This is a genomic window from Paenibacillus tianmuensis, assembly GCF_900100345.1.
Taxonomy (GTDB): domain Bacteria; phylum Bacillota; class Bacilli; order Paenibacillales; family NBRC-103111; genus Paenibacillus_G; species Paenibacillus_G tianmuensis.
The window spans coordinates 1-18492 of record NZ_FMTT01000061.1 but is presented as its reverse complement, the minus strand read 5'-3'; the positions used below and the strand labels follow the sequence as shown (position 1 = coordinate 18492).

Annotated in this window: 20 protein-coding genes; 16 read left to right on the top strand and 4 right to left on the bottom strand. The window is 40.2% G+C overall.

The features are described from left to right. Positions 1–184: 184 nt before the first annotated feature. The 7 genes from BLO51_RS25925 (at position 185) to BLO51_RS25900 (ending at position 8590) form a co-directional block, all read left to right on the top strand. A complete protein-coding gene (locus BLO51_RS25925) occupies positions 185–2230 on the top strand; it encodes a hypothetical protein (protein WP_090676462.1) in 2046 nt (681 codons plus the stop codon). Between the two features lie 739 nt (positions 2231–2969). Next, positions 2970–4238, top strand: coding sequence for a site-specific DNA-methyltransferase (locus BLO51_RS25920; protein WP_174551317.1), 1269 nt, complete (start codon positions 2970–2972; stop codon positions 4236–4238). A gap of 18 nt (positions 4239–4256) precedes the next feature. Further along, positions 4257–4415: a hypothetical protein gene (locus tag BLO51_RS29490; RefSeq protein WP_167670337.1), complete on the top strand. Its 159-nt coding sequence runs from the start codon at positions 4257–4259 to the stop codon at positions 4413–4415. Positions 4416–4436: 21 nt separating this feature from the next. Continuing rightward, positions 4437–5231, top strand: a complete 795-nt coding sequence (locus BLO51_RS25915) for a transposase (protein ID WP_245719831.1) — start codon at positions 4437–4439, stop codon at positions 5229–5231. 550 nt (positions 5232–5781) lie between these two features. Then, positions 5782–6237, top strand: coding sequence for a tyrosine-type recombinase/integrase (locus BLO51_RS30620; protein WP_245719830.1), 456 nt, complete (start codon positions 5782–5784; stop codon positions 6235–6237). A gap of 202 nt (positions 6238–6439) precedes the next feature. Beyond that, positions 6440–7129, top strand: a complete 690-nt coding sequence (locus BLO51_RS25905) for an NPCBM/NEW2 domain-containing protein (protein WP_090676460.1) — start codon at positions 6440–6442, stop codon at positions 7127–7129. A gap of 78 nt (positions 7130–7207) precedes the next feature. After that, positions 7208–8590 carry a hypothetical protein gene (locus tag BLO51_RS25900; protein ID WP_245719829.1) on the top strand — a complete coding sequence of 461 codons (1383 nt, stop codon included), beginning with the start codon at positions 7208–7210 and terminating at the stop codon, positions 8588–8590. Positions 8591–9224: 634 nt separating this feature from the next. On the opposite strand, the gene BLO51_RS25890 is transcribed toward BLO51_RS25900, so the two are convergent. Beyond that, entirely contained in the window at positions 9225–9683 is a 459-nt protein-coding gene (locus BLO51_RS25890) for a hypothetical protein (RefSeq protein WP_090676456.1), read from the bottom strand. 763 nt (positions 9684–10446) lie between these two features. Between BLO51_RS25890 and BLO51_RS25880 the strand changes: the two genes are divergently transcribed. The 9 genes from BLO51_RS25880 (at position 10447) to BLO51_RS25845 (ending at position 17143) form a co-directional block, all read left to right on the top strand. Beyond that, the gene (locus tag BLO51_RS25880; protein ID WP_090676450.1) at positions 10447–11742 is read left to right on the top strand and encodes a phage portal protein; all 1296 of its coding nucleotides are present in this window, start codon (positions 10447–10449) and stop codon (positions 11740–11742) included. Beyond that, positions 11732–12124 carry a hypothetical protein gene (locus BLO51_RS29950; protein WP_090676447.1) on the top strand — a complete coding sequence of 131 codons (393 nt, stop codon included), beginning with the start codon at positions 11732–11734 and terminating at the stop codon, positions 12122–12124. The genes BLO51_RS25880 and BLO51_RS29950 overlap by 11 nt, the downstream gene beginning before the upstream one ends. 198 nt (positions 12125–12322) lie before the next feature. Next, positions 12323–12937, top strand: a complete 615-nt coding sequence (locus tag BLO51_RS25870) for a DUF4355 domain-containing protein (protein ID WP_090676444.1) — start codon at positions 12323–12325, stop codon at positions 12935–12937. A gap of 25 nt (positions 12938–12962) precedes the next feature. Then, positions 12963–13793, top strand: coding sequence for a phage major capsid protein (locus BLO51_RS25865; RefSeq protein ID WP_090676441.1), 831 nt, complete (start codon positions 12963–12965; stop codon positions 13791–13793). Positions 13794–13876: 83 nt separating this feature from the next. Continuing rightward, complete coding sequence (locus tag BLO51_RS29485) at positions 13877–14032, top strand: hypothetical protein (protein WP_167670336.1); 156 nt, start codon at positions 13877–13879, stop codon at positions 14030–14032. Next, the gene (locus BLO51_RS25860) at positions 14029–14337 is read left to right on the top strand and encodes a phage head-tail connector protein (RefSeq protein WP_090676438.1); all 309 of its coding nucleotides are present in this window, start codon (positions 14029–14031) and stop codon (positions 14335–14337) included. The genes BLO51_RS29485 and BLO51_RS25860 overlap by 4 nt, the downstream gene beginning before the upstream one ends. A gap of 289 nt (positions 14338–14626) precedes the next feature. Next, positions 14627–15241, top strand: a complete 615-nt coding sequence (locus tag BLO51_RS25850; protein ID WP_090676432.1) for a hypothetical protein — start codon at positions 14627–14629, stop codon at positions 15239–15241. Between the two features lie 63 nt (positions 15242–15304). Next, a complete protein-coding gene (locus tag BLO51_RS30915) occupies positions 15305–15436 on the top strand; it encodes an SHOCT domain-containing protein (protein ID WP_010500084.1) in 132 nt (43 codons plus the stop codon). Positions 15437–15520: 84 nt separating this feature from the next. Beyond that, the gene (locus BLO51_RS25845) at positions 15521–17143 is read left to right on the top strand and encodes a recombinase family protein (protein ID WP_090676429.1); all 1623 of its coding nucleotides are present in this window, start codon (positions 15521–15523) and stop codon (positions 17141–17143) included. Here the strand turns inward: BLO51_RS25845 and BLO51_RS25840 are convergent. The 3 genes from BLO51_RS25840 to BLO51_RS25830 all read right to left on the bottom strand — a co-directional run. Continuing rightward, a complete protein-coding gene (locus BLO51_RS25840) occupies positions 17132–17428 on the bottom strand; it encodes a hypothetical protein (protein ID WP_090676426.1) in 297 nt (98 codons plus the stop codon). The two genes, BLO51_RS25845 and BLO51_RS25840, sit on opposite strands and share 12 nt — an antisense overlap. A gap of 133 nt (positions 17429–17561) precedes the next feature. Beyond that, positions 17562–17927, bottom strand: coding sequence for a hypothetical protein (locus tag BLO51_RS25835; protein WP_090676423.1), 366 nt, complete (start codon positions 17925–17927; stop codon positions 17562–17564). A gap of 251 nt (positions 17928–18178) precedes the next feature. Further along, a partial coding sequence (locus tag BLO51_RS25830) for an IS1595 family transposase (protein WP_143006994.1) occupies positions 18179–18492 on the bottom strand: 314 nt, incomplete at its 5' end.

The window sequence follows — 18492 nt, the reverse complement described above, 5'->3', positions numbered from 1 at the left end:
AACTATTTTTACTGCTACGATGGGCAGATGATGCGGAAATTGCAGGACAAACATATCCGGTACATCACTCGCGCCTTAACCATCGATAAGCATCAAAAGTTTTGGCTTTATGAGATTACAGATGAGTTTCAACAGGCATTAGAGGAGATTAAGCGTACACAAAAGTAAGGAGTGAGTCTTCATAGTGAATCGACAGATTGTAATTGAAAAAATGTTTGGGTATTTGACAGATGAACATAAACAAAATATACATGAGGAAGCATTTAGGGACATCGCCAATGTGTTTTTGGATTTATATGATGAGTACGATCATCAATGGGGTCAATATGTTGAGTTTAAGACAGGTGAACGAGAGGAGAAGCCGGATCGCCCTGTTTCTTGGGTATGTAATGCGAGTATGGGTCATGGTAAAACGACAGTGTTAATCTGTTTTTTGAAGTGGTTAGCTTCCGAAACAAATCGAAAAAAACGGATACCTGTACTGTTAGTCATACGTGAAGTCGGTATGATCAAAGACATCTATGATGAATTAAAAGCGTTCAATGATGAATGTATTGTGATGGTTGATTCGACAAACCGTCAAGAAATTGAACCTTATATCCACTGCCATCAATTTGTCATCATCACACACGCAAGGTTGGATAATTTAGCTCTCGGACTAGGGAATCTTCATACCTATAGACTTTGGAAGCAATACAACACATGGGCATGGGGAGAAATATTAGATGAAGACAATATCATTTCTAAACGTAACCGCCTTATGATTTTTGATGAAAAACCATCTTTTGTTAATGCCAGTGTTTTTGATATTGGAAGCAAACATAACACATTAGATTGGTTTGATGATTTGGCTACCCCATTAAAATTAGATGCACTTGAATCACAATGCATGAAATCATATATTGCTACGTTGGTGGCGTATCAACTTTCTCAAAATGCGACAAGTGTAACGACAGCTTTAGCGCAGAAAGATGATTTGTCTTTGTTTACTCAAACATTAAAAAAAATAATCATAAAAATAAAAAATCACGAGGACAATAAGGGGAAACTGGAATCTCTAAGGCAGTTAAAACACTTTCAAAAATTACTGAACAAAGACGGTGCAGGGAGAATCGACGATTATGAAATCAGGGGTCAATCTGGAAGAAAGATTATCATATCCGAACGAATTGATTACATCAAATTAAAGATGAACATGCTTGTCTTAGACGGTACAGCTATATTTACTTCGCAGCAATACAAAGGGTTTAAACTTAAGGAAGTGAACAATTATAATGATTATTCACGTTTTTATTACCATATAGAGACCATTAATACGTCCAAGTATGCCAGAAGTAAGAAAGGTCAAACCACGCAGAGGGCAATTTCAGAACGAATCATGAAACTAAAACAATCTCATCCAGATATGTTTGTCCTTCCTATGAAATCGGATATAGAAATTTATAAGCAATTGGGTGCCATTCTTGAGGACATCCAATATTTTGTGGAAAAATCAAACGAGGATAGCAAACCGATTAATTTGCTGAATACAACGGGGAAAAATGAATTAAAGGACAGAAAGGCGTTATATCTTACATCTTTACCTAAAATGAATGCTGATCATTATAAAAAAATAGCGATTTCATTATATGGTACAAAAGTAGATCTTGGGATGAATGATGAAGATGATGCGAATTGGTTTAAAGATAATAAGCTCGAATTGATTTATTGTGGAGAATTGCAAGCTGAATTATTGCAAATCATGCACAGAACGGCTCTGAGAAAAATTAAAAGCAAGGATGAAATTCATGTGTTCGTTGCTTACGATGACGAGGATATGAGTAAGTTAAAGTATCAAAAGAGTATCCCAGCTTTTTCTCATAGCATGAATCAAATTTACTGTGCGAATAAAGCAGTCCTTCAAGCTGATTATGTGGTAGATGAATCTCAATACGGTCGTGGTGATAAACTAAGAAATTATGCGGATCTAATTCATCATTGGATACATAAGAACATCACGGTTTTCAATCCGCTGCCTATGAGAATATCAGAGATCGATAAGCCAAATAAACTCGGGGAAAAATTTCGAGATTGGTTAAATAAACATTGGAATGAGCAAGAAGAATTAATCAACAAAATCTTTAGTGAGTTTGGATACGTCATATATGAGAAAAAAGACCGATACAGTGAAAAATCGAAATATATCACGACGATTCAGAAAAATCATGACAGGTTAATGTTTGGTGAATGACGCTCTGCCATTTCTCTCTCTTATAGGGAGAAACGGTAGAGGTTAAATTTAGAATGCTTATTAATACGTTTGATTTAAAAGCTACAGGTTAATGGCACGAGTTTCCTCTATATAATAAAGAAGGAGTGCCATTAACACAATATGCCGTGAGACGAAATTTAATCGAGCCGTTGAAAGGGGTTGGGTGTGGGAGGGGAAAACTTGCGGCAGGTCGGGTTGCTTTCGTTTACGTAGTGCAGCGGAGTGAAAGCAATTCCCGAGTTGGTTCAAGTTTCCCCCTATCCCACGAATATTCATAAAAGTGAAAGGAGAAATGCACCAATTATTTACATACTGGACACAGTGTTAGCTAGGTTAGAAAATTTCCATCAAATATCGAAAAAATGATTGCTAAACTTGATAAGACCTGATTCCATGTAACTATATTTAATTGTATGAATTGTACGATCGGGCTTGTCAGCCCGTAGAGAGGCAATTGCATTGTGAAAAAATTTTATGTATTCATATGTTGCCAATCAATTAATGAGCCGTATTCGTACGGTTCTTTTTTTATGCTCGAAACAGGACGCAGTTGATTTATTGCCCCCATCCCCTACTAAATCAATAATACGAGGTGAAGAAAATGAAATGGTACAACAATTTAAGTACTGGACATATCAAATCCAGTATTATAACGAAAGTATAGGAACTCTTCGGCTGCTGGCTAGGGTTCCTTTTCTAATTTGAAAGGAGAATGTACGTGAAGTTTATCAAATTAAAAATCGCTCAACTGGTTCATGCTGAATATAATCCAAGGAAGGATTTACGTCCGGGAGATCCTGAATTCGAGAGAATTAAGAATAGTATTAACGAGTTCGGATACTGCGAGCCGATCATAATCAACAGTGATTACACGATCATTGGAGGCCATCAACGAGCAAAAGTATTGAAGGCTCTCGGATACGATGAAGTGGATTGCGTGCTAATCGATATTGATAAAACGAAAGAAAAAGCTTTGAACATTGCGCTCAACAAGATTACTGGCGAATGGGATTTTGATGCCCTCTCCTCCCTGCTTGATGAGTTGAAGCATGAGGATTTCAATCTTGAGCTTACCGGTTTTGATCTGTCAGAAGCTGAGAAATTATTAGATGAGCTGTATAAACACAATGAACCAGATGAAGATGATTTCGATATCGATGAAGCATTACCGGAACAACCGATCACTCAGAAAGGTGACGTTTGGATATTAGGTAAACATCGGCTAATGTGCGGTGACAGCACCAGCGAACAGGACATGGCAACGTTGATGGATGGGAAGAAAGCCAGGTTGATTGTAACTGATCCTCCCTACAATGTGGACTATACAGGCAAAACAAAAGATGCACTGAAGATCGAAAATGACAAAATGGACAATGACCAGTTTTACGAGTTTTTATTGGCAGCATATAAACGCATGTATGAGGTAGCTGATGACGGAGCCAGTATCTATGTGTTCCATGCTGATACAGAGGGAATTAATTTTCGGCAAGCGTTTAAAGCTGCTGGATTCAAATTATCTCAATGTTGCATTTGGGCGAAGCAGACAATGGTGCTCGGACATTCTCAATATCATTATATGCATGAGCCAATTATTTTTGGGTGGCGTCAAGGAGCTGCTCATTACTGGAACAGTGACCGAAAGCAAACGACACTATGGCAATTTGATCGTCCATTTCGAAATGAATACCATCCAACCATGAAACCGATTCCACTTATCTCCTACCCTATCAAAAATTCAAGCAAAATTGGCGATATTGTACTTGATCCATTTGGTGGCTCAGGTTCAACTTTGATTGCTTGCGAGGAAACGGATCGAATTTGTTATACCAGTGAGCTTGATCCCAAATATGCAGATGTCATTGTCAATCGGTATATTGCCCACGTTGGTAATGATAACGGCGTATACTTGATTCGAGATGATGTAAAGGTTCCTTACCAAGAAATCGTTGCTGAGTCGGAAAGGTCAGAGGTATCATGTGCTGACTAAACCGAAAGAGGTGATCCTATGGGCAAGGCAAAAGTGAAGATGGTGATTCGGTTCCTCAAGAGGACGCAAGCCGAAAAGATTTGTGTACTTGGCGAGAATGAATCCAAAGCAGATGTTGAGCAGATTCAGAAGGTGATCGAGGATATTGAGGATTTTTACGAAGCGGAGTTGGAGTAGGTAATAGTGGATGGACAGGGGATGGCTGATAACGGCTCTCCCCTTTTCAATTTGATTGGAGGTGAGGTGACGATGGGAAAGAACGATGATGCGCCGAAACGGAACAAGCCAAAAATACTGACGAAATATGAACAATTTGTTGTTCCAAGATTAAAGGATATCCCCGTTTGGGTACGAGAAGGATTAACCGATGAGGAGCTTGCAAAGCGATTAAATATTCACATATGGACGCTTGGAGATTATAGACGTAAGCATCCGAAATTTGCTGAAGCATTAGAACGTCCAACCCTGTGGGAAACCCATGTGTATCCGAGATTAGCGGAAATTCAGCAGTGGTTTCAGGAGGGTATGAACGCAGAGGATATTATCGTGAAACTCGGCATAGGAAAAACAACTTGGTACGAGTATATCGATAAGCATCCGATGCTTGCAGAACTTGTTAAATGGAGCAGGTCTGTTACTATTTCTCGCGTGGAAAATTCGCTTTTGAAAACTGCTATGGGGTATGAGTATGAAGAAATCAAAACGATTGTCGAAGAGGAAAAAAACGGCAAGAAGCGTACCCGAATTGAAAAGGTTAAACGACATCAGCCCCCTAACCCGACCGCGATGATCTTCTATTTAAAGAATCGCGCCCCGAACGAATGGAATGACCGCCGCGAGATTGTCGTCGATACGAAAGCATTGGAACAGCAACGGAAACAACTATTTCTTGATATGATCGAAGCCGTTGTAATTGAAGCAGAGGGTGAATTGCTAGAGGAATCGGTCACGGTTGAGGATGGTTTCGAGGAGCCGAATGAGGATGCTCAATAAGGTTATGTCGTCAGTTATTCGATAGATAAACGCCAGTTTCTGCTCGAAATCAACGCTAAATTTAGCAGATTAGACTGCATAAGATAAGTTATGTATCGAGTTGACTGTCTCCCCCACCAACGGTATCATGTCACAGAATGAACCGAAAGGTGGGGACGAAATGCAGTATTTACAGGCGTATGAGACGCATTTACGTAGCAAAGACCGGAGTGAGAACACAATTTCCTGCTACATACGAGACGTGTTGCAGTTCATGGCTTGGTACAGGGACAAGACGGACTATGGCTTGGACAAACTGATCGAACTTGATGGTGTAGAGTACAAGAAGTATCTGCAAGCCATTGGACTATAGGTCATTACGATTAACCGGAAAATAGCCAGCATCAACGTATTCTGTCAATGGATGCTCAAACAGGGCTATATTAAGGAACCCATTCATATTGAAGCGGTACGAAACAAGGTGATCCGGCAATATAAAGGGCTAGAGGACAGGGATTTGTGGAAACTACGGAATGAAATCCACCGAATGGGCAACCGAATGCACATATGTATGATTGAATTGTTGATTGGAACCGGCATACGAGTAAGCGAATTAGTTGGAATCCGATTGAAGGATATCGAATTAAGTGAGCGCAAAGGAACGTTGATGGTGTATGGCAAGGGGAACTCTTTCCGAACGATACCGATGAATAAGGATGTGCGAAAAGCGATAACGAGATATTTGGAAGTCAGGCCGGAATGTGAGTCAGGATATTTATTTATCGGGCAACGCGGCGCATTGGAACGGAATGCGATTAACTTGATTTTAAACAAATACGGTGATCGGGTACAAGTGAAGGTGACACCCCATATGCTTCGGCACACGCTTGGATATAAGCTGGTTAGGACGACACCATTGACGACAATACAGCAAATACTCGGACATGATCATGTATCCACAACTAATATCTATACATTGACTACAAATCAAGATATGGAAATCGCGTTGGCGAATATTGAGTGGTAATGAGCCACTCTTTTTTGTCGTGGTCATGGGAGGGGGACTTCTAACGGTAAAAATGGAGCGGCCAGCAAGCGATGCAGAAATTTTTGTGGTGGTTTTTTGGCGAAGTTTCTTTTTATGATAATTACTTACGATAAGAACACACTAAAAGGAAAATTAAGGATTATGTCGAATAATGATACTATAAAAAAATGTGGAGGGTAAAATGAAACCAAATTATACGACTAAACATTTAGTAATTTCTTTCTTGTGTGGATCGATTTTCTTCTCGGGACTAACATTTGCCGCCAGTCAGAACATTGAAGTGAGTTTTGAAAAACTAAAATTTATAATCAATGGTGTAGATAAAACATCTTCTGATGGTCAATTCGATAATAATGGGACTAAGGTTCCTGCTTCTTTTATATATGATGGAACAACATATATTCCTATGAGAATGGTCAGTAATATGCTAGGGAAGTCTATTGATTGGGATGGTAAGAATCAAGCTGTTATTATTGGTAGTTCTATTGGAGAAGGAGATTATTTGAGTGACTTGCCTGTTGCAAGTAAGAAAGCTATAAATGAACTGGCGATTTCGGTAAACAAAGAAATGGTTATGCAAGGACAAAAATATAATAAGGGGATTATGCTTGGTGTAGCATCTTCAGTAACATACAACTTGAATGGTAAATATAATGGGCTTTCATTCTTGTTAGGGGTTAATAATGATATTGGGGCAAATACATTAGAGGTATACGGTGATGGAAAAAAAATATTTAGTCAGGATATTATGAATGGTTCGAAGCCTAAAGATGTCAATATTGATGTTACTGGAGTAAATCAACTTCAACTCGTAGCAACTTCATCCATGTTTCAGCTAAATATTGTTAACCCATATGTAACAACGAAGTAATATTAACTGAAAGGAGTCAGTATCATTGAAACAATAAATCAAGAACAACAACGTCAAACAGAACTTCTTAAACAATATATGGAGAAGTATTTCTCCCCATCTAAAATCAAGCAACTGGTCGAGGCATTTACATTTTCCGAACTCCGCAAATTGATCGGAGAGATGGATATCGAATTTTTCGCTCTCTGCTACTTTCCAAAGTATTTCGACCGAGAGTTTGGACGATTTCATCAGGAACTATTTACAGAGCTAAAACATATGCTTGCCAATACTGGACTGATTACGGCTTTCGGACTCCCTCGGGAACATGGAAAGTCGACGATCAGTTCTTTTTTATTTCCACTCTATGCGACTCTATACGATAAATCACAGTTTACGCTGATTATCTCAGCGACGGAGCAAATTGCTCTCCCCTTCCTCGATATGATTAAAGATGAGCTTGAGACGAACACCATGCTCATTGAGGATTTCGGCATTCGTAAAGGAAGCCGCTGGAACAATAACGAGATTTGGTTGAGGAGTAAAAGTGGACTCGATTCCTGCATCATGATCCGTGGTATAGACGGTTCCCTTCGAGGCATCCATTATAAACATCATCGACCTACTCTTGTTCTGATGGATGATTTGCTGAAGGAAGATACAGCACGATCCGAAACGAAAAGAGAACAGATTAAAAGCACGTTTACCGATGTCATTCTCCCCATCGGAACAAAGGATACGAACATTCTAATCTGCGGAACTATCCTGAATGAAGAAGACCTCATGGCTGACTTGCTCAAAGGCAAGATTCCCGGTGTCAGAAGCATCCGTAAATCAGCAGTCATTCATTTCTCTGAACGCGATGATTTATGGTCTGAATGGGAGCGACTATACAATAACCTGCAAGACGAAGACAGGGTCAATACGGCTCTGTCTTTTTTTCGTTCACAGCAAAGTGAAATGCTGAATGGGACGGAGATACTCTGGCCCGAATATCTGGACTATTACTATCTCATGTGCAAAAAGCAGGCCATGGGTGAAAAGAGTTTCTATAAAGAGTTACAAAACGATCCACGCTCAACAGACGATTACATCTTCCAGAACATCATGTACTGGGATCGATTACCTGAGTTCGAGGAAATGGAAATCGCCATGTACATTGATCCAGCCATCAAAGCCGGTAAAAAGAACGATTACTCTGCTATCACCATATTAGGTCAGCATCGAAAAACGAAACAGCTTTATGTGATTGACGGGAACATATATAAATTGTTGCCCGATGACCTGTTTCAGGTGGCTATTGAGAAGCTGCATACATTTCCAGTTGGTAAGATTGGCTTCGAAGTGAATCAGGCACAGAGTTACATGAAGCAGAAATTTGAAGAACAGCTTTGGAAAGCGAGAATATACACTCCAGCTGAAAAGTGTGAACTCCAAAGGACAGAAACACGAGCGGATAATCAGTCTGGAGCCAGACGTTAAGAAGGGGCATATCCTGTTCAATGAAGCAAATATTCGATATAATAGTCAAATAAAGGATTACAATAGAAACTGTAAGTATGATGATGCGCCCGATAGTTTGTATGGGGCTGTACAATTGATTCAGTCCGTTAAAAGTTTGAGATTTTATGATCGGAGTTTATTGTTTTGAACGCTTCAATAGAATAGGAGTGCTTTATATGAGTTTGTTTCATTATATTGGATCGAATAGAAAGTTGCCTTTAGGTGAAAGAGGGAAAATCAAATCCTCCGACGATAAGAGCAATGGAAAATCACCCAAAGCATTTAGATTCAAGTCTGCTATCTTACCGGAGGGGGCTACTCCTTCTGAACAAATTTTCGATCTATCTCATATAAAAGAGGCTCTACGCCATAATCAGTGCTTGACAGACAAAATGGCAAGTTGAGCGTTCAGTTATACAATCTTAATGCTTGATTTTACTGGTATCTGTATTCCTCGCATTTTTGTTGGAAGGGGTCAAGCACTGATTTCGGTTTTGAGCCGAAAATAAAACGAAGAAAAATAAAGATCGGCCCTTGCCGCAATAATGCGAACAAGAGCCGTTTTTTTGCATTGTTCCACGTAAAGCCAAAATTCACCATTCAAAGCAGAAGATTAAAAATCCTTCGTCTGTGAAGCAGCTTTCCCCCAGTATTCCCCATTAACATCATTATTGCCAGCGGACCACGTCAAAACATAACTTCCAGATGCCATACCTTGAGAAAATCCTTCATCCCAATTCTTCCAGTCCAAGGAACCGCCACCGGAAATAGTTTTCGAGAAATATACGAAATTGCTGTTTGTATGCTCCAAAGTGACAGTAACCGAATGCTGACTATAATTAACCATACGCAACTTCAAATGACCATAATTGTCATTAATCCTGAAACTCCTAACCGATGTTGACCTTCCATCATCAAGTTTGGAGCCCCATTCCTTGTCAACCTCCATAGGAGTTATGACGCCGCCTTTATCGCTAGGCGGAGGTATTACAACGTCATTCGCAAAAACAGAAGTAGAGAAGGAACAAACCAGAGCAGTAGCTACAATAGCGGATGCAAGTTTCTTTTTCAAAAAAATCCCTCCTGTGGTAATATGTATAATACAATTATACAATACTGATAATGGGATGTTTTGTCAAGAAAAGAAATAAAAATACTAGATTTCTTGATTATGGAGGGTCTTTTTCATTGCCAATACTAAATATACATAAGTATTAAAGGCTCTACGCCATAATCAGTGCTTGACAGACAAAATGGCAAGTCGAGCGTTCAGTTATACAATCTTAATGCTTGATTTTACTGGTATCTGTATGCCTCGCATTTTTGTTAGAAGGGGTCAAGCACTGATTTCGGTTTTGAGCCATAAAAGAAGAAGAAATTGAAGTGTATGATTCAATGGAGGATGCAGCAGGCATCTATATCGAAGAATTGGGAATTGGAATGAGGCAAAGGCAATCAGGAAGCACTTTAAGAATCCATTTGTATATCGGGTTTCACCTAAATGGGGGGGTTCTTCTTAAGTCCGGAATTGAAAAGAAAGTTCCCTGACGAATATAGAGCGAGCATAAAATGCATCAATGAGCTTTTTAAGTTAATGCACGAATATGGAGTTGATCATGACAACTTCGAGCTTTATTCTTGTTGGACTGATGAGGAAAGTAAGGTGAGGAACGACAAATTAACAAAAGTGATTGATCTGAAATCCTTTACCCTTAGTGATAATTTTGAATTGAAGAATAGACAGTACATTACAGTGAAAATATGAAATAAACAGTTTCAGCTTGTGCCTAATTGGTACAGGCTATTTTTATATAATTTTGAAAGGAAACGATGCAATGCAGCTTACCGAAACGATTATTCAAGAATGTCTAAACGAACTAAACACTGCCGCGCTAACCAAGCAAAAATATTTCGATTACTACAACGGCAAGCATGCGATTCTCAAAGATTACGCCATGCAGGAAAGTCGCAGCAACCGTAAACTTATTTTCAACTTTCCCAAAAAATTCGTCGACAATGAAACAGGCTATCTTCTCGGCAAGCCAGTAAACTATGTATCTAAATCTGATCACGATGAAATCACGCATAAAATCGATCTGCACATGAGTCACTGGGATAAGGAGCATAACATCAATCTGCGTAAGCAAAGCGAAATATTCGGTGAAAGCTTCGAATTGAATTACATCGATTCCGATGGCCAGTTTTCAGCAACCGTATTGTCGCCTTTGAACGCTTATGTGCTGGAGGATGGGACTACGGAGCGCAACGTACTGCTAGGGCTTCACAAATTCACACGCAAATTTGATAAGACAATTTACCTGGACGTTTATACCGACAACGAAATTTTGCATTATGAAATCGCCAGCGGCAACAACCTCAATAGCAAGTTTCCCAAGCTCAACTATATCGGCAAACACAATCACATCTTTGGAAGAGTTCCCCTTATCTCCTGTTCAGCCAATACGGAGAGGAAAAGCGGCTTCCAAGATGTGATTTCTTTATTTGATGCGTACAATGCCTTGAATTCAGATTTGGTCAATGAGATTGCAGATCATCGCAATGCGTATCTGGTCATTGAAAATGCCAAACTTGAAGCCGAGGACTTAGTCAACATGAAGAAGATGGGGATCATTCAGGTTCCTGCAGGTGGTAAAGTTTCATGGCTGACGAAAGAGATTAACGATACGTTTGTAAAGAACGAATTGGATAACATCGAACGTAAAATCTTTGACATGATGGACCAAGTTAATTTCAATGAAAACTGGGCATCGAACACCTCTTCCCTCGCTCTCCGAAACAAACTGCTGAATCTCGAAAACCGAGTGGCGATACGTGAAGCGTTAATGGAAAAAGCGTTAAAAAAGCGATTGCGGAATTTTTTTACGTTTTTGCAAATCAAAGAAGGCGTTCAATATGACTACCGAGATATCGCCGTAAAGTTCACTCGTAACTTGCCGACAGATTTGCCGGGACTAGCTGATGTAATCGTGAAGCTGCAAGATGTGGTGTCGCAGGAAACGCTGCTTACTTTGCTGCCGTTTGTAGAGAATCCGAAGCTGGAACTGAACAAATACCATGCTGAACAGCAGCGTGTAGAAAATGGAAATGAAGGTTCAATGAATGCACAATAAAAACAAAATCAAACAACTCGTCAAACATAATTGTGCCTCTTATCTCGGTGATAAGTATGGCATGTCGAATTATTGCTGCTGGAAGGATGGCTCTTGTGTATTTTTCCAACAGGACAATCCTCTCCCCGGCTGTCGGTATTTTGAAGATGGAGTGTTGCCAACTGATGAGAAGCTGGAACGTGACTATAAATCTGAACGGAATATGGACACTGAAGTAAAGACAGCGAAGCCGAAAGTGAAATGTAAGAAATGCGGTGATCCGTTTCCGGCTAATTCCAATCGTCAAGCTTACTGTGAACAGTGTAAGGAAAAGACGAGGAAGGAAAACATCCGATTACGAGTTCGAAAGTTGAGACAAAAACGTCTTGATGTAACGCTTTAGAGGTGTGAAAAACCGTATAAATCAAGGGTTTACAATAGGCGAAAATGAAGGGTTAAGGTGTTTGTACCTTTTCCCCATTTTTACAATTTCTAATACGTTACATTGTTGTCCTGAGCACGACATTAAACTGCTCTCAAAATAAACATAATGCGTGTTCGGTTCTGCAGAGTCGAATGGGCAACAAAGGAGATTATGAAAATGGATCTGGAACAAACTAAACAATTTATCGAGGACAACAAACAAAACGAGGAATTGCAATCGTATCTTCAGGGCTTGAATCCATTGAGCGTTGAAGGGATTGAGCAATTCATTCAATCCAACAAAGAAGCCAAGAGTTGGTTCGATAGTACCGTGGATAAGCGATCAGCAAAGTCGCTGGAAACGTGGAAGGCGAATCATCTTGAAAGTTTACTGGATGCGGAGATCAAGAAGCGCTTTCCTGCCAAAGATGAAAAGGAAATTGAGGTTGAACGTCTTCGTGCCGAAGTTGAGAATATGAAGCAAGAAAAGCTCCGTGAGCGATTAACTAGTCAAGCCATCAAAATAGCCAGTTCCAAGAATCTGCCGTTATCCTTGGTGGATTTTTTTATTGGCACAGATGAGGACAGCACGACAGCAAATCTGTCTGTACTTGAACAGTCGCTAAACTTGGCGGTTCAACAGCAAGTCGAGCAACGGCTTAAAAGCGACGGCTATACGCCTCCTGCTAATTCTACCGCTAAGACATTTACACTCGATGCCATCAAGGGAATGTCGCACGATGAGATCAACAAGAATTGGGATCAAATTAAACAAACATTACAAAACAAATAAAATCAAAAGGACAAGGTGAAACGATATGTCAGTACAAAATTTTATTCCTACCATTTGGAGCGCACGGTTAAATGAAAGTTTCAAGAAAAATTTAGTGTATGGCAATTGCGTCAATACCGATTTCGAGGGCGAGATCAAAGGTCAAGGCTCCACGGTCAAAATTAATTCGGTAGGCGCAGTCACTATCGGCAACTATGATAAATCCAAAGGTATTGGCAATCCGGAAGAACTCGACTCTACGCAAAAAAATCTGGTCATCGACCAGGCGAAGTATTTTAACTTTCAAGTGGATGACGTAGATAAGGCTCAAGCCAATGTCAATTTACTGGATGGCGGTATTGTAGAGGCATCCTATGGACTCGCTAATGTGGTCGATCAATATATTGCTGGATTTTATACCGAAGTCCAAGCTGGTAAGACCATTGGTGACGATACAACTCCGATTGTTCCAACCAAGGATACAGCTTATGATTTACTCGTTGATTTGGGCGTCATTCTAGATGAAAACGATGTACCCGAAGGAGATCGTTTTGTCGTTGTTCCAGCTTGGTATTACGGACTTCTCGTCAAAGACCCGCGCTATACCAAAGATGTTAATGTGATGCAAACAGGATTTGTCGGCAACATCGACAATATGGCGGTCTATAAATCCAACAATGTGCCCCATACGGCGGGAGCTAAGTACAAAATTATCGCAGGCCACAAAAGTGCCATCTCATTTGCTGGACAAGTGGATTCGGTAGAAGCGTATCGTCCTGAGAAGCAGTTTTCCGATGCCCTCAAAGGATTGCAGGTATTCGGAGCCAAGTGCATCAAGCCTGAAGCATTAGCAGTACTTACAGCAAATAAGTCGTAATCAGAAATACATTATATATAGAAGAAACACGTTCGGGGTGTCCGTTTGGATGCCCCTATTTTTATTTCAGGAGGCTATTGAACATGTGGTTTTTGAATAAAGAGACAGGTTTAAAGTGGGAAGTTGTGGATCAGGAATTAATGCTTCGATTGCAGGCAAACGTCAATTATGAACAAGTAGACGATCCAAAACAAGAAACGAAACAGGCTAAGCGGAATGAGAAAGAGGTTACGACATGAATGAGCAATTAGATCTGATGAAACGGTTGCTTGGCATAGAATTAACGGACGTTTCTAAAGACGACATTCTCACGCATTACTTGAACAAGGCCAGAAATAATATCCTTGGCTACTGCAACATTGCTCTTCTCCCTCCTGTTTATAACGAAGTAGTTGTCGATTATGCGGTATATCTGTATAAAAACAAGGATTCAGCCGGTCTTACAGACAAAAAGGAAGGTGAACGCTCAGTCAAATACGAACCAGGCATTCCAGCAAGTATTCGACTTTCCCTTCCCCTGCCTAGAATACAAGTGGGGTATTGAGCATGTTTTATGATACGAAAATGGAGATTCTGGATTCAGTCCATTTGGCAACGATACAAACGATCTATGCCGATGTGCAGCCGCATACTAAAAGCATCTCCTATGAAAACGGCTATACACTTGAAATCACCCATCGAGCCTTTTGTGATCAGGTATCTGGCTTACACTTGAACAGTTACGTCCGAATTGCCGATCACATTTTCATCATCTTGGACTTGAAGGAATGGAGCGATTATATGGAACTGTATTTGTATCGTTGTAAGCCGGATTTTGCATAGGGGGTAAAATTGTGACAAGAAGTATAGAACCACAATTAGACTTTTTCCTGCGTGAGAAAGGCGAACCAATACATATTCATGATGTACAGCAGCATGCTCTTGTTCGGGATGCGGCTGATCAATTGCTAAAAACTGATGATAAAATGATCCGAACAGCAATACCTTTACATACTGGCGATCTCATTGATTACCGAAATGAGCGATATATGATCGTAAGTCAAATTGATAGAAACGAACAATCGCATCGCGGCAGAATGCGGATTTGCAACTTTAAGATTGCGTTCAACTTTCAAGGCAATGTGAAATGGTTGGATGCGATTGTGGAGAGCAAAACATTTTCGCTTCAAACAGGTAGCATCATTTCTTTGCCCGATGGAACGATATTCGTCACACTCCAAGAGAATGCTGACACAAGGGATATCCAATTAAATCAGCGTTTCTATAATACGCATCAACCGTTTCAAGTGATAGGCATTGACCGAACTCAAACAGGAATCGTTAAACTAAGCTGCAAACTGGATTCGAAGTCCCTACCTTATGATGATGTCGAAAACAATATTGCTGACCGTTGGAAATATCATTTAGATGCCACGCAAATGGAAAAGCGAAAGAAGCACCTCTTTTAATTCGACGAACTGCGGCTTGCCTTCGGGTGAGCCTAATTTTATTTACTAAGGAGCCACTTACATATGAAGAAGAAATCCATTGATTATATGCTTAGCCTCAGCCTATTGAAGCAACTCAAATCGCAAAATTTAATCACGGAGGAAGAGTTTACCGAGATCGATTTGTTAAATAAAAAGTCCTTCAATAGCCCGTAGAATGGGCAGAAATGGACTTGATGATGTGCCGGGACAATTATAACATGACACAGCAATAAGAATATATCCGAAGGGAGAATCGCCATGGCAAAAGCAGCCACAGCAAAGAAAGTAGTCGTTGTACCGGTAAGAACGATTGAGACATTAGATGGGATTCCGGAATTTCACAAGAAACGAGTCGCAGCCTATTGCCGCGTCAGCACAGACTCGGAGGAACAAAAAGAAAGCTATACAAATCAAGTGAACCATTATACACAGCATATCCAAAGCAACTCGGAATGGGATATGGTTGATATTTATGCCGATGAAGGCATTACCGGCACGAATACGAAAAATCGAACTCACTTCAACCGTATGATACAGGATGCTCGAAATGGCATAATTGACCTGATACTGGTCAAATCGATTTCCCGGTTTGCAAGAAATACACTCGATTTGCTGAAATATGTCCGAGAACTTAAAAGTCTTGGTATCGCAGTATTTTTTGAACGAGAGAACATCAATACGCTGGATACTACAGGCGAAGTGCTCTTGACGATCCTTAGTTCCCTTGCTCAGGACGAAAGCAGGAACATTTCAGAAAATAGTAGATGGGGCATCTCGCGAGGATTCACTGAAGGGAAAGTATTCTGTAACACTACTCGCTTCCTCGGGTACGATAAGGACGAGAATGGAGAGTTGGTCATTAACGAAAAGGAAGCCGAGATTGTAAGGCGGATTTACCAAGAATATTTGGAAGGCAAAAGTTACGAAGCCATTGCCAAAGGCTTGATGCGAGATAAAATCAAAACGGTCACTGGCGGCGATAAATGGTGGGATTCATCCATCACGATTATTTTGACGAATGAGAAATATTATGGAGCCTTACTCCAGCAGAAAACAATAACGGTTGACTTTCTTACCCATAAGCGAATCAAGAATCGAGGGCAGGAACAGCAATATTTGATCGAAGAAAATCATGAGCCGATCATCTCAAAAGAAATGTTCGAAGCGGTACAAAAGGAAAAAGAGCGCCGCGCAAAGCCGAAAGGCAATATTTTAGGTCACCAAAAGAAATACTCAAGCAAATATCCACTTAGCAGCAAAGTATTCTGCGGATGTTGCGGAACCATTTTTAAACGCCGAACATGGAACAGTAACAACGCATCCAAGAAAGTCGTATGGCAATGCCGAACCTACGTGAACGAAGGTAAAGACGCTTGCGATGCCAAAGCGGTCGATGAATATGTACTACAGGATGCGTTTGTACGAGTGTTCAATCGGATGCATGAGAACAAGGATAGATTTATCCGAACGCTCAAGGCTAACATTGAAACGATATTAACTAAACGAACAGGACATGAACCACTATTGGAAATCGAGCGGCAAATGGAACAGCTAAAATTTGACCTCAAAGGGTTGGTAAACCTGAAGATCCGGGATCAGATCGACGAAGCAGTGTACAATGAAGAAAATACCAGAATCTCGGGTGAGCTGAGCGAACTTCGGCAAAAGAAATCCCTGCTGGAGAAAGATAATGACCAAAAAGCCCAAATCAAGGAACGTGTCGATGAAATCATACAAGTTCTAAGCTTACGGCAAGAATTACTCGAACAATTCGACGATAGCCTATTTCATGCGCTGGTGGAGAAGATAACTATTCTCTCGCCAGCGCATTTTGTTTTTACTTTAAAAAGTGGGATGGAAATAACCGAGTTAGCGAATTGATCGATAATCTGACGAGTGTAAGGCGGGGTAAATGATTCGAATCCCGTCTTGAACTCCTTGCATATAGAGCCACTCTTTTTCGATATTATGCTTGTGGTTTAGTGTATCCTCCCACTCGCTTAAAAGAACGAGTAGACCATCATCTGCCTGTTGTCTAATGGCATCGTTTAACGCGGCAAGCTTCTGATGGACCGGAAACAGAGCATATTGTTTTTGGGCAGTAAGCGCCGAAGCATCGAATCTTAACTTGAGAGCATCGAGAAACCAATTTGGCCATTGTTCCATAGGAAATCCCCTCCGTTGTTTGAGTGTGTGTATCTTAACTCTGTTCGGAGAGGGGGGCAAGTTATTTTTATCTACTCTACGCGGTAGAAAAGAAATTTTTTAGATAGCTGAAAAAAACGAAGGTTAGTCGCATTCATTTAATTTCCCAACTAAAAATCAAATGGCCATTTTCCAATTTTTCTCCATAAATAACAACAGTATATATTCCGGATTTCTCCGCTTTGATCTGCTTATGTTTTGTTTCCAACGATACACCACTTGGATCAAAAATAGATAATCCCAATGTTCCATGCTCGAAATTCCATATATTATTAAAAAATAATAATTGTCCCTTTTCGATCTGAATAGGGATTTCTTTTTTGCTATTAAAATAGGAGAAAGTAACTTCATATTTGTTTCCTTCGAGGTTCTCATTCCAATTAACCTTCTTATCGGTGAAAACATAGTAAGAAACTATAATCAACACTAGGATAGCAAGAGAAATTAAACGTTTTTTCAACCAGTAACCCCCTTGTTAAAAAGGACCTTCTCCTTGTATTTTCATATCGCCATAGCCGTCAACTAGATACTCAGCACCCATAGGCGTCAGTGGAGGTATATTAAACACTCTTTTATATTTACCATCTTTTCGCCTTATGTAGCATTCATAAGCAGGAAAACCGTCAGTAGTTCCTTCATATTTGTACGTTTTGTTATCTGGATCAATGTTTATTTTTATATTATTTGAATATCAAGTTAGCTCCGCTTGGCTTATTCGGTCAAATCGCCGTAGGTGACGGTATCAGTGGAAACACAAGCAGCCAGCAGGCGATTAAACATCTGACCTTCAAACTGCCGACGATTGGTGCGAAAGCAGAATTCGTTCAAATAGGATTGCAGATGTTTGGAATCTAAACCGTGAAACGTACCGGCGATAAAGGCTTTCGCGTTGGAAATCATCGTATGCAGCCATTTCAAATGATCAGGATTGTCCTTTACATTGAACCTGATCGGTTGGTGGTTATATTCTTTAGCGAGTGCATGGTACGAACGATGCGCGTCGCTACTGATCGTCGAACCTGGTT

Coding starts and splice junctions, on each gene's coding strand:
- BLO51_RS29490 (WP_167670337.1), top strand. CDS start 4,257: ATGGGCAAGGCAAAAGTGAAGATGGTGATTCGGTTCCTCAAGAGGACG.
- BLO51_RS25840 (WP_090676426.1), bottom strand. CDS start 17,428: ATGGAACAATGGCCAAATTGGTTTCTCGATGCTCTCAAGTTAAGATTC.
- BLO51_RS30915 (WP_010500084.1), top strand. CDS start 15,305: ATGAAGAAGAAATCCATTGATTATATGCTTAGCCTCAGCCTATTGAAG.
- BLO51_RS25870 (WP_090676444.1), top strand. CDS start 12,323: ATGGATCTGGAACAAACTAAACAATTTATCGAGGACAACAAACAAAAC.
- BLO51_RS30620 (WP_245719830.1), top strand. CDS start 5,782: ATGATTGAATTGTTGATTGGAACCGGCATACGAGTAAGCGAATTAGTT.
- BLO51_RS25860 (WP_090676438.1), top strand. CDS start 14,029: ATGAATGAGCAATTAGATCTGATGAAACGGTTGCTTGGCATAGAATTA.
- BLO51_RS29485 (WP_167670336.1), top strand. CDS start 13,877: ATGTGGTTTTTGAATAAAGAGACAGGTTTAAAGTGGGAAGTTGTGGAT.
- BLO51_RS25905 (WP_090676460.1), top strand. CDS start 6,440: ATGAAACCAAATTATACGACTAAACATTTAGTAATTTCTTTCTTGTGT.
- BLO51_RS25900 (WP_245719829.1), top strand. CDS start 7,208: ATGGAGAAGTATTTCTCCCCATCTAAAATCAAGCAACTGGTCGAGGCA.
- BLO51_RS25845 (WP_090676429.1), top strand. CDS start 15,521: ATGGCAAAAGCAGCCACAGCAAAGAAAGTAGTCGTTGTACCGGTAAGA.
- BLO51_RS25880 (WP_090676450.1), top strand. CDS start 10,447: ATGCAGCTTACCGAAACGATTATTCAAGAATGTCTAAACGAACTAAAC.
- BLO51_RS29950 (WP_090676447.1), top strand. CDS start 11,732: ATGCACAATAAAAACAAAATCAAACAACTCGTCAAACATAATTGTGCC.
- BLO51_RS25865 (WP_090676441.1), top strand. CDS start 12,963: ATGTCAGTACAAAATTTTATTCCTACCATTTGGAGCGCACGGTTAAAT.
- BLO51_RS25915 (WP_245719831.1), top strand. CDS start 4,437: ATGGCTGATAACGGCTCTCCCCTTTTCAATTTGATTGGAGGTGAGGTG.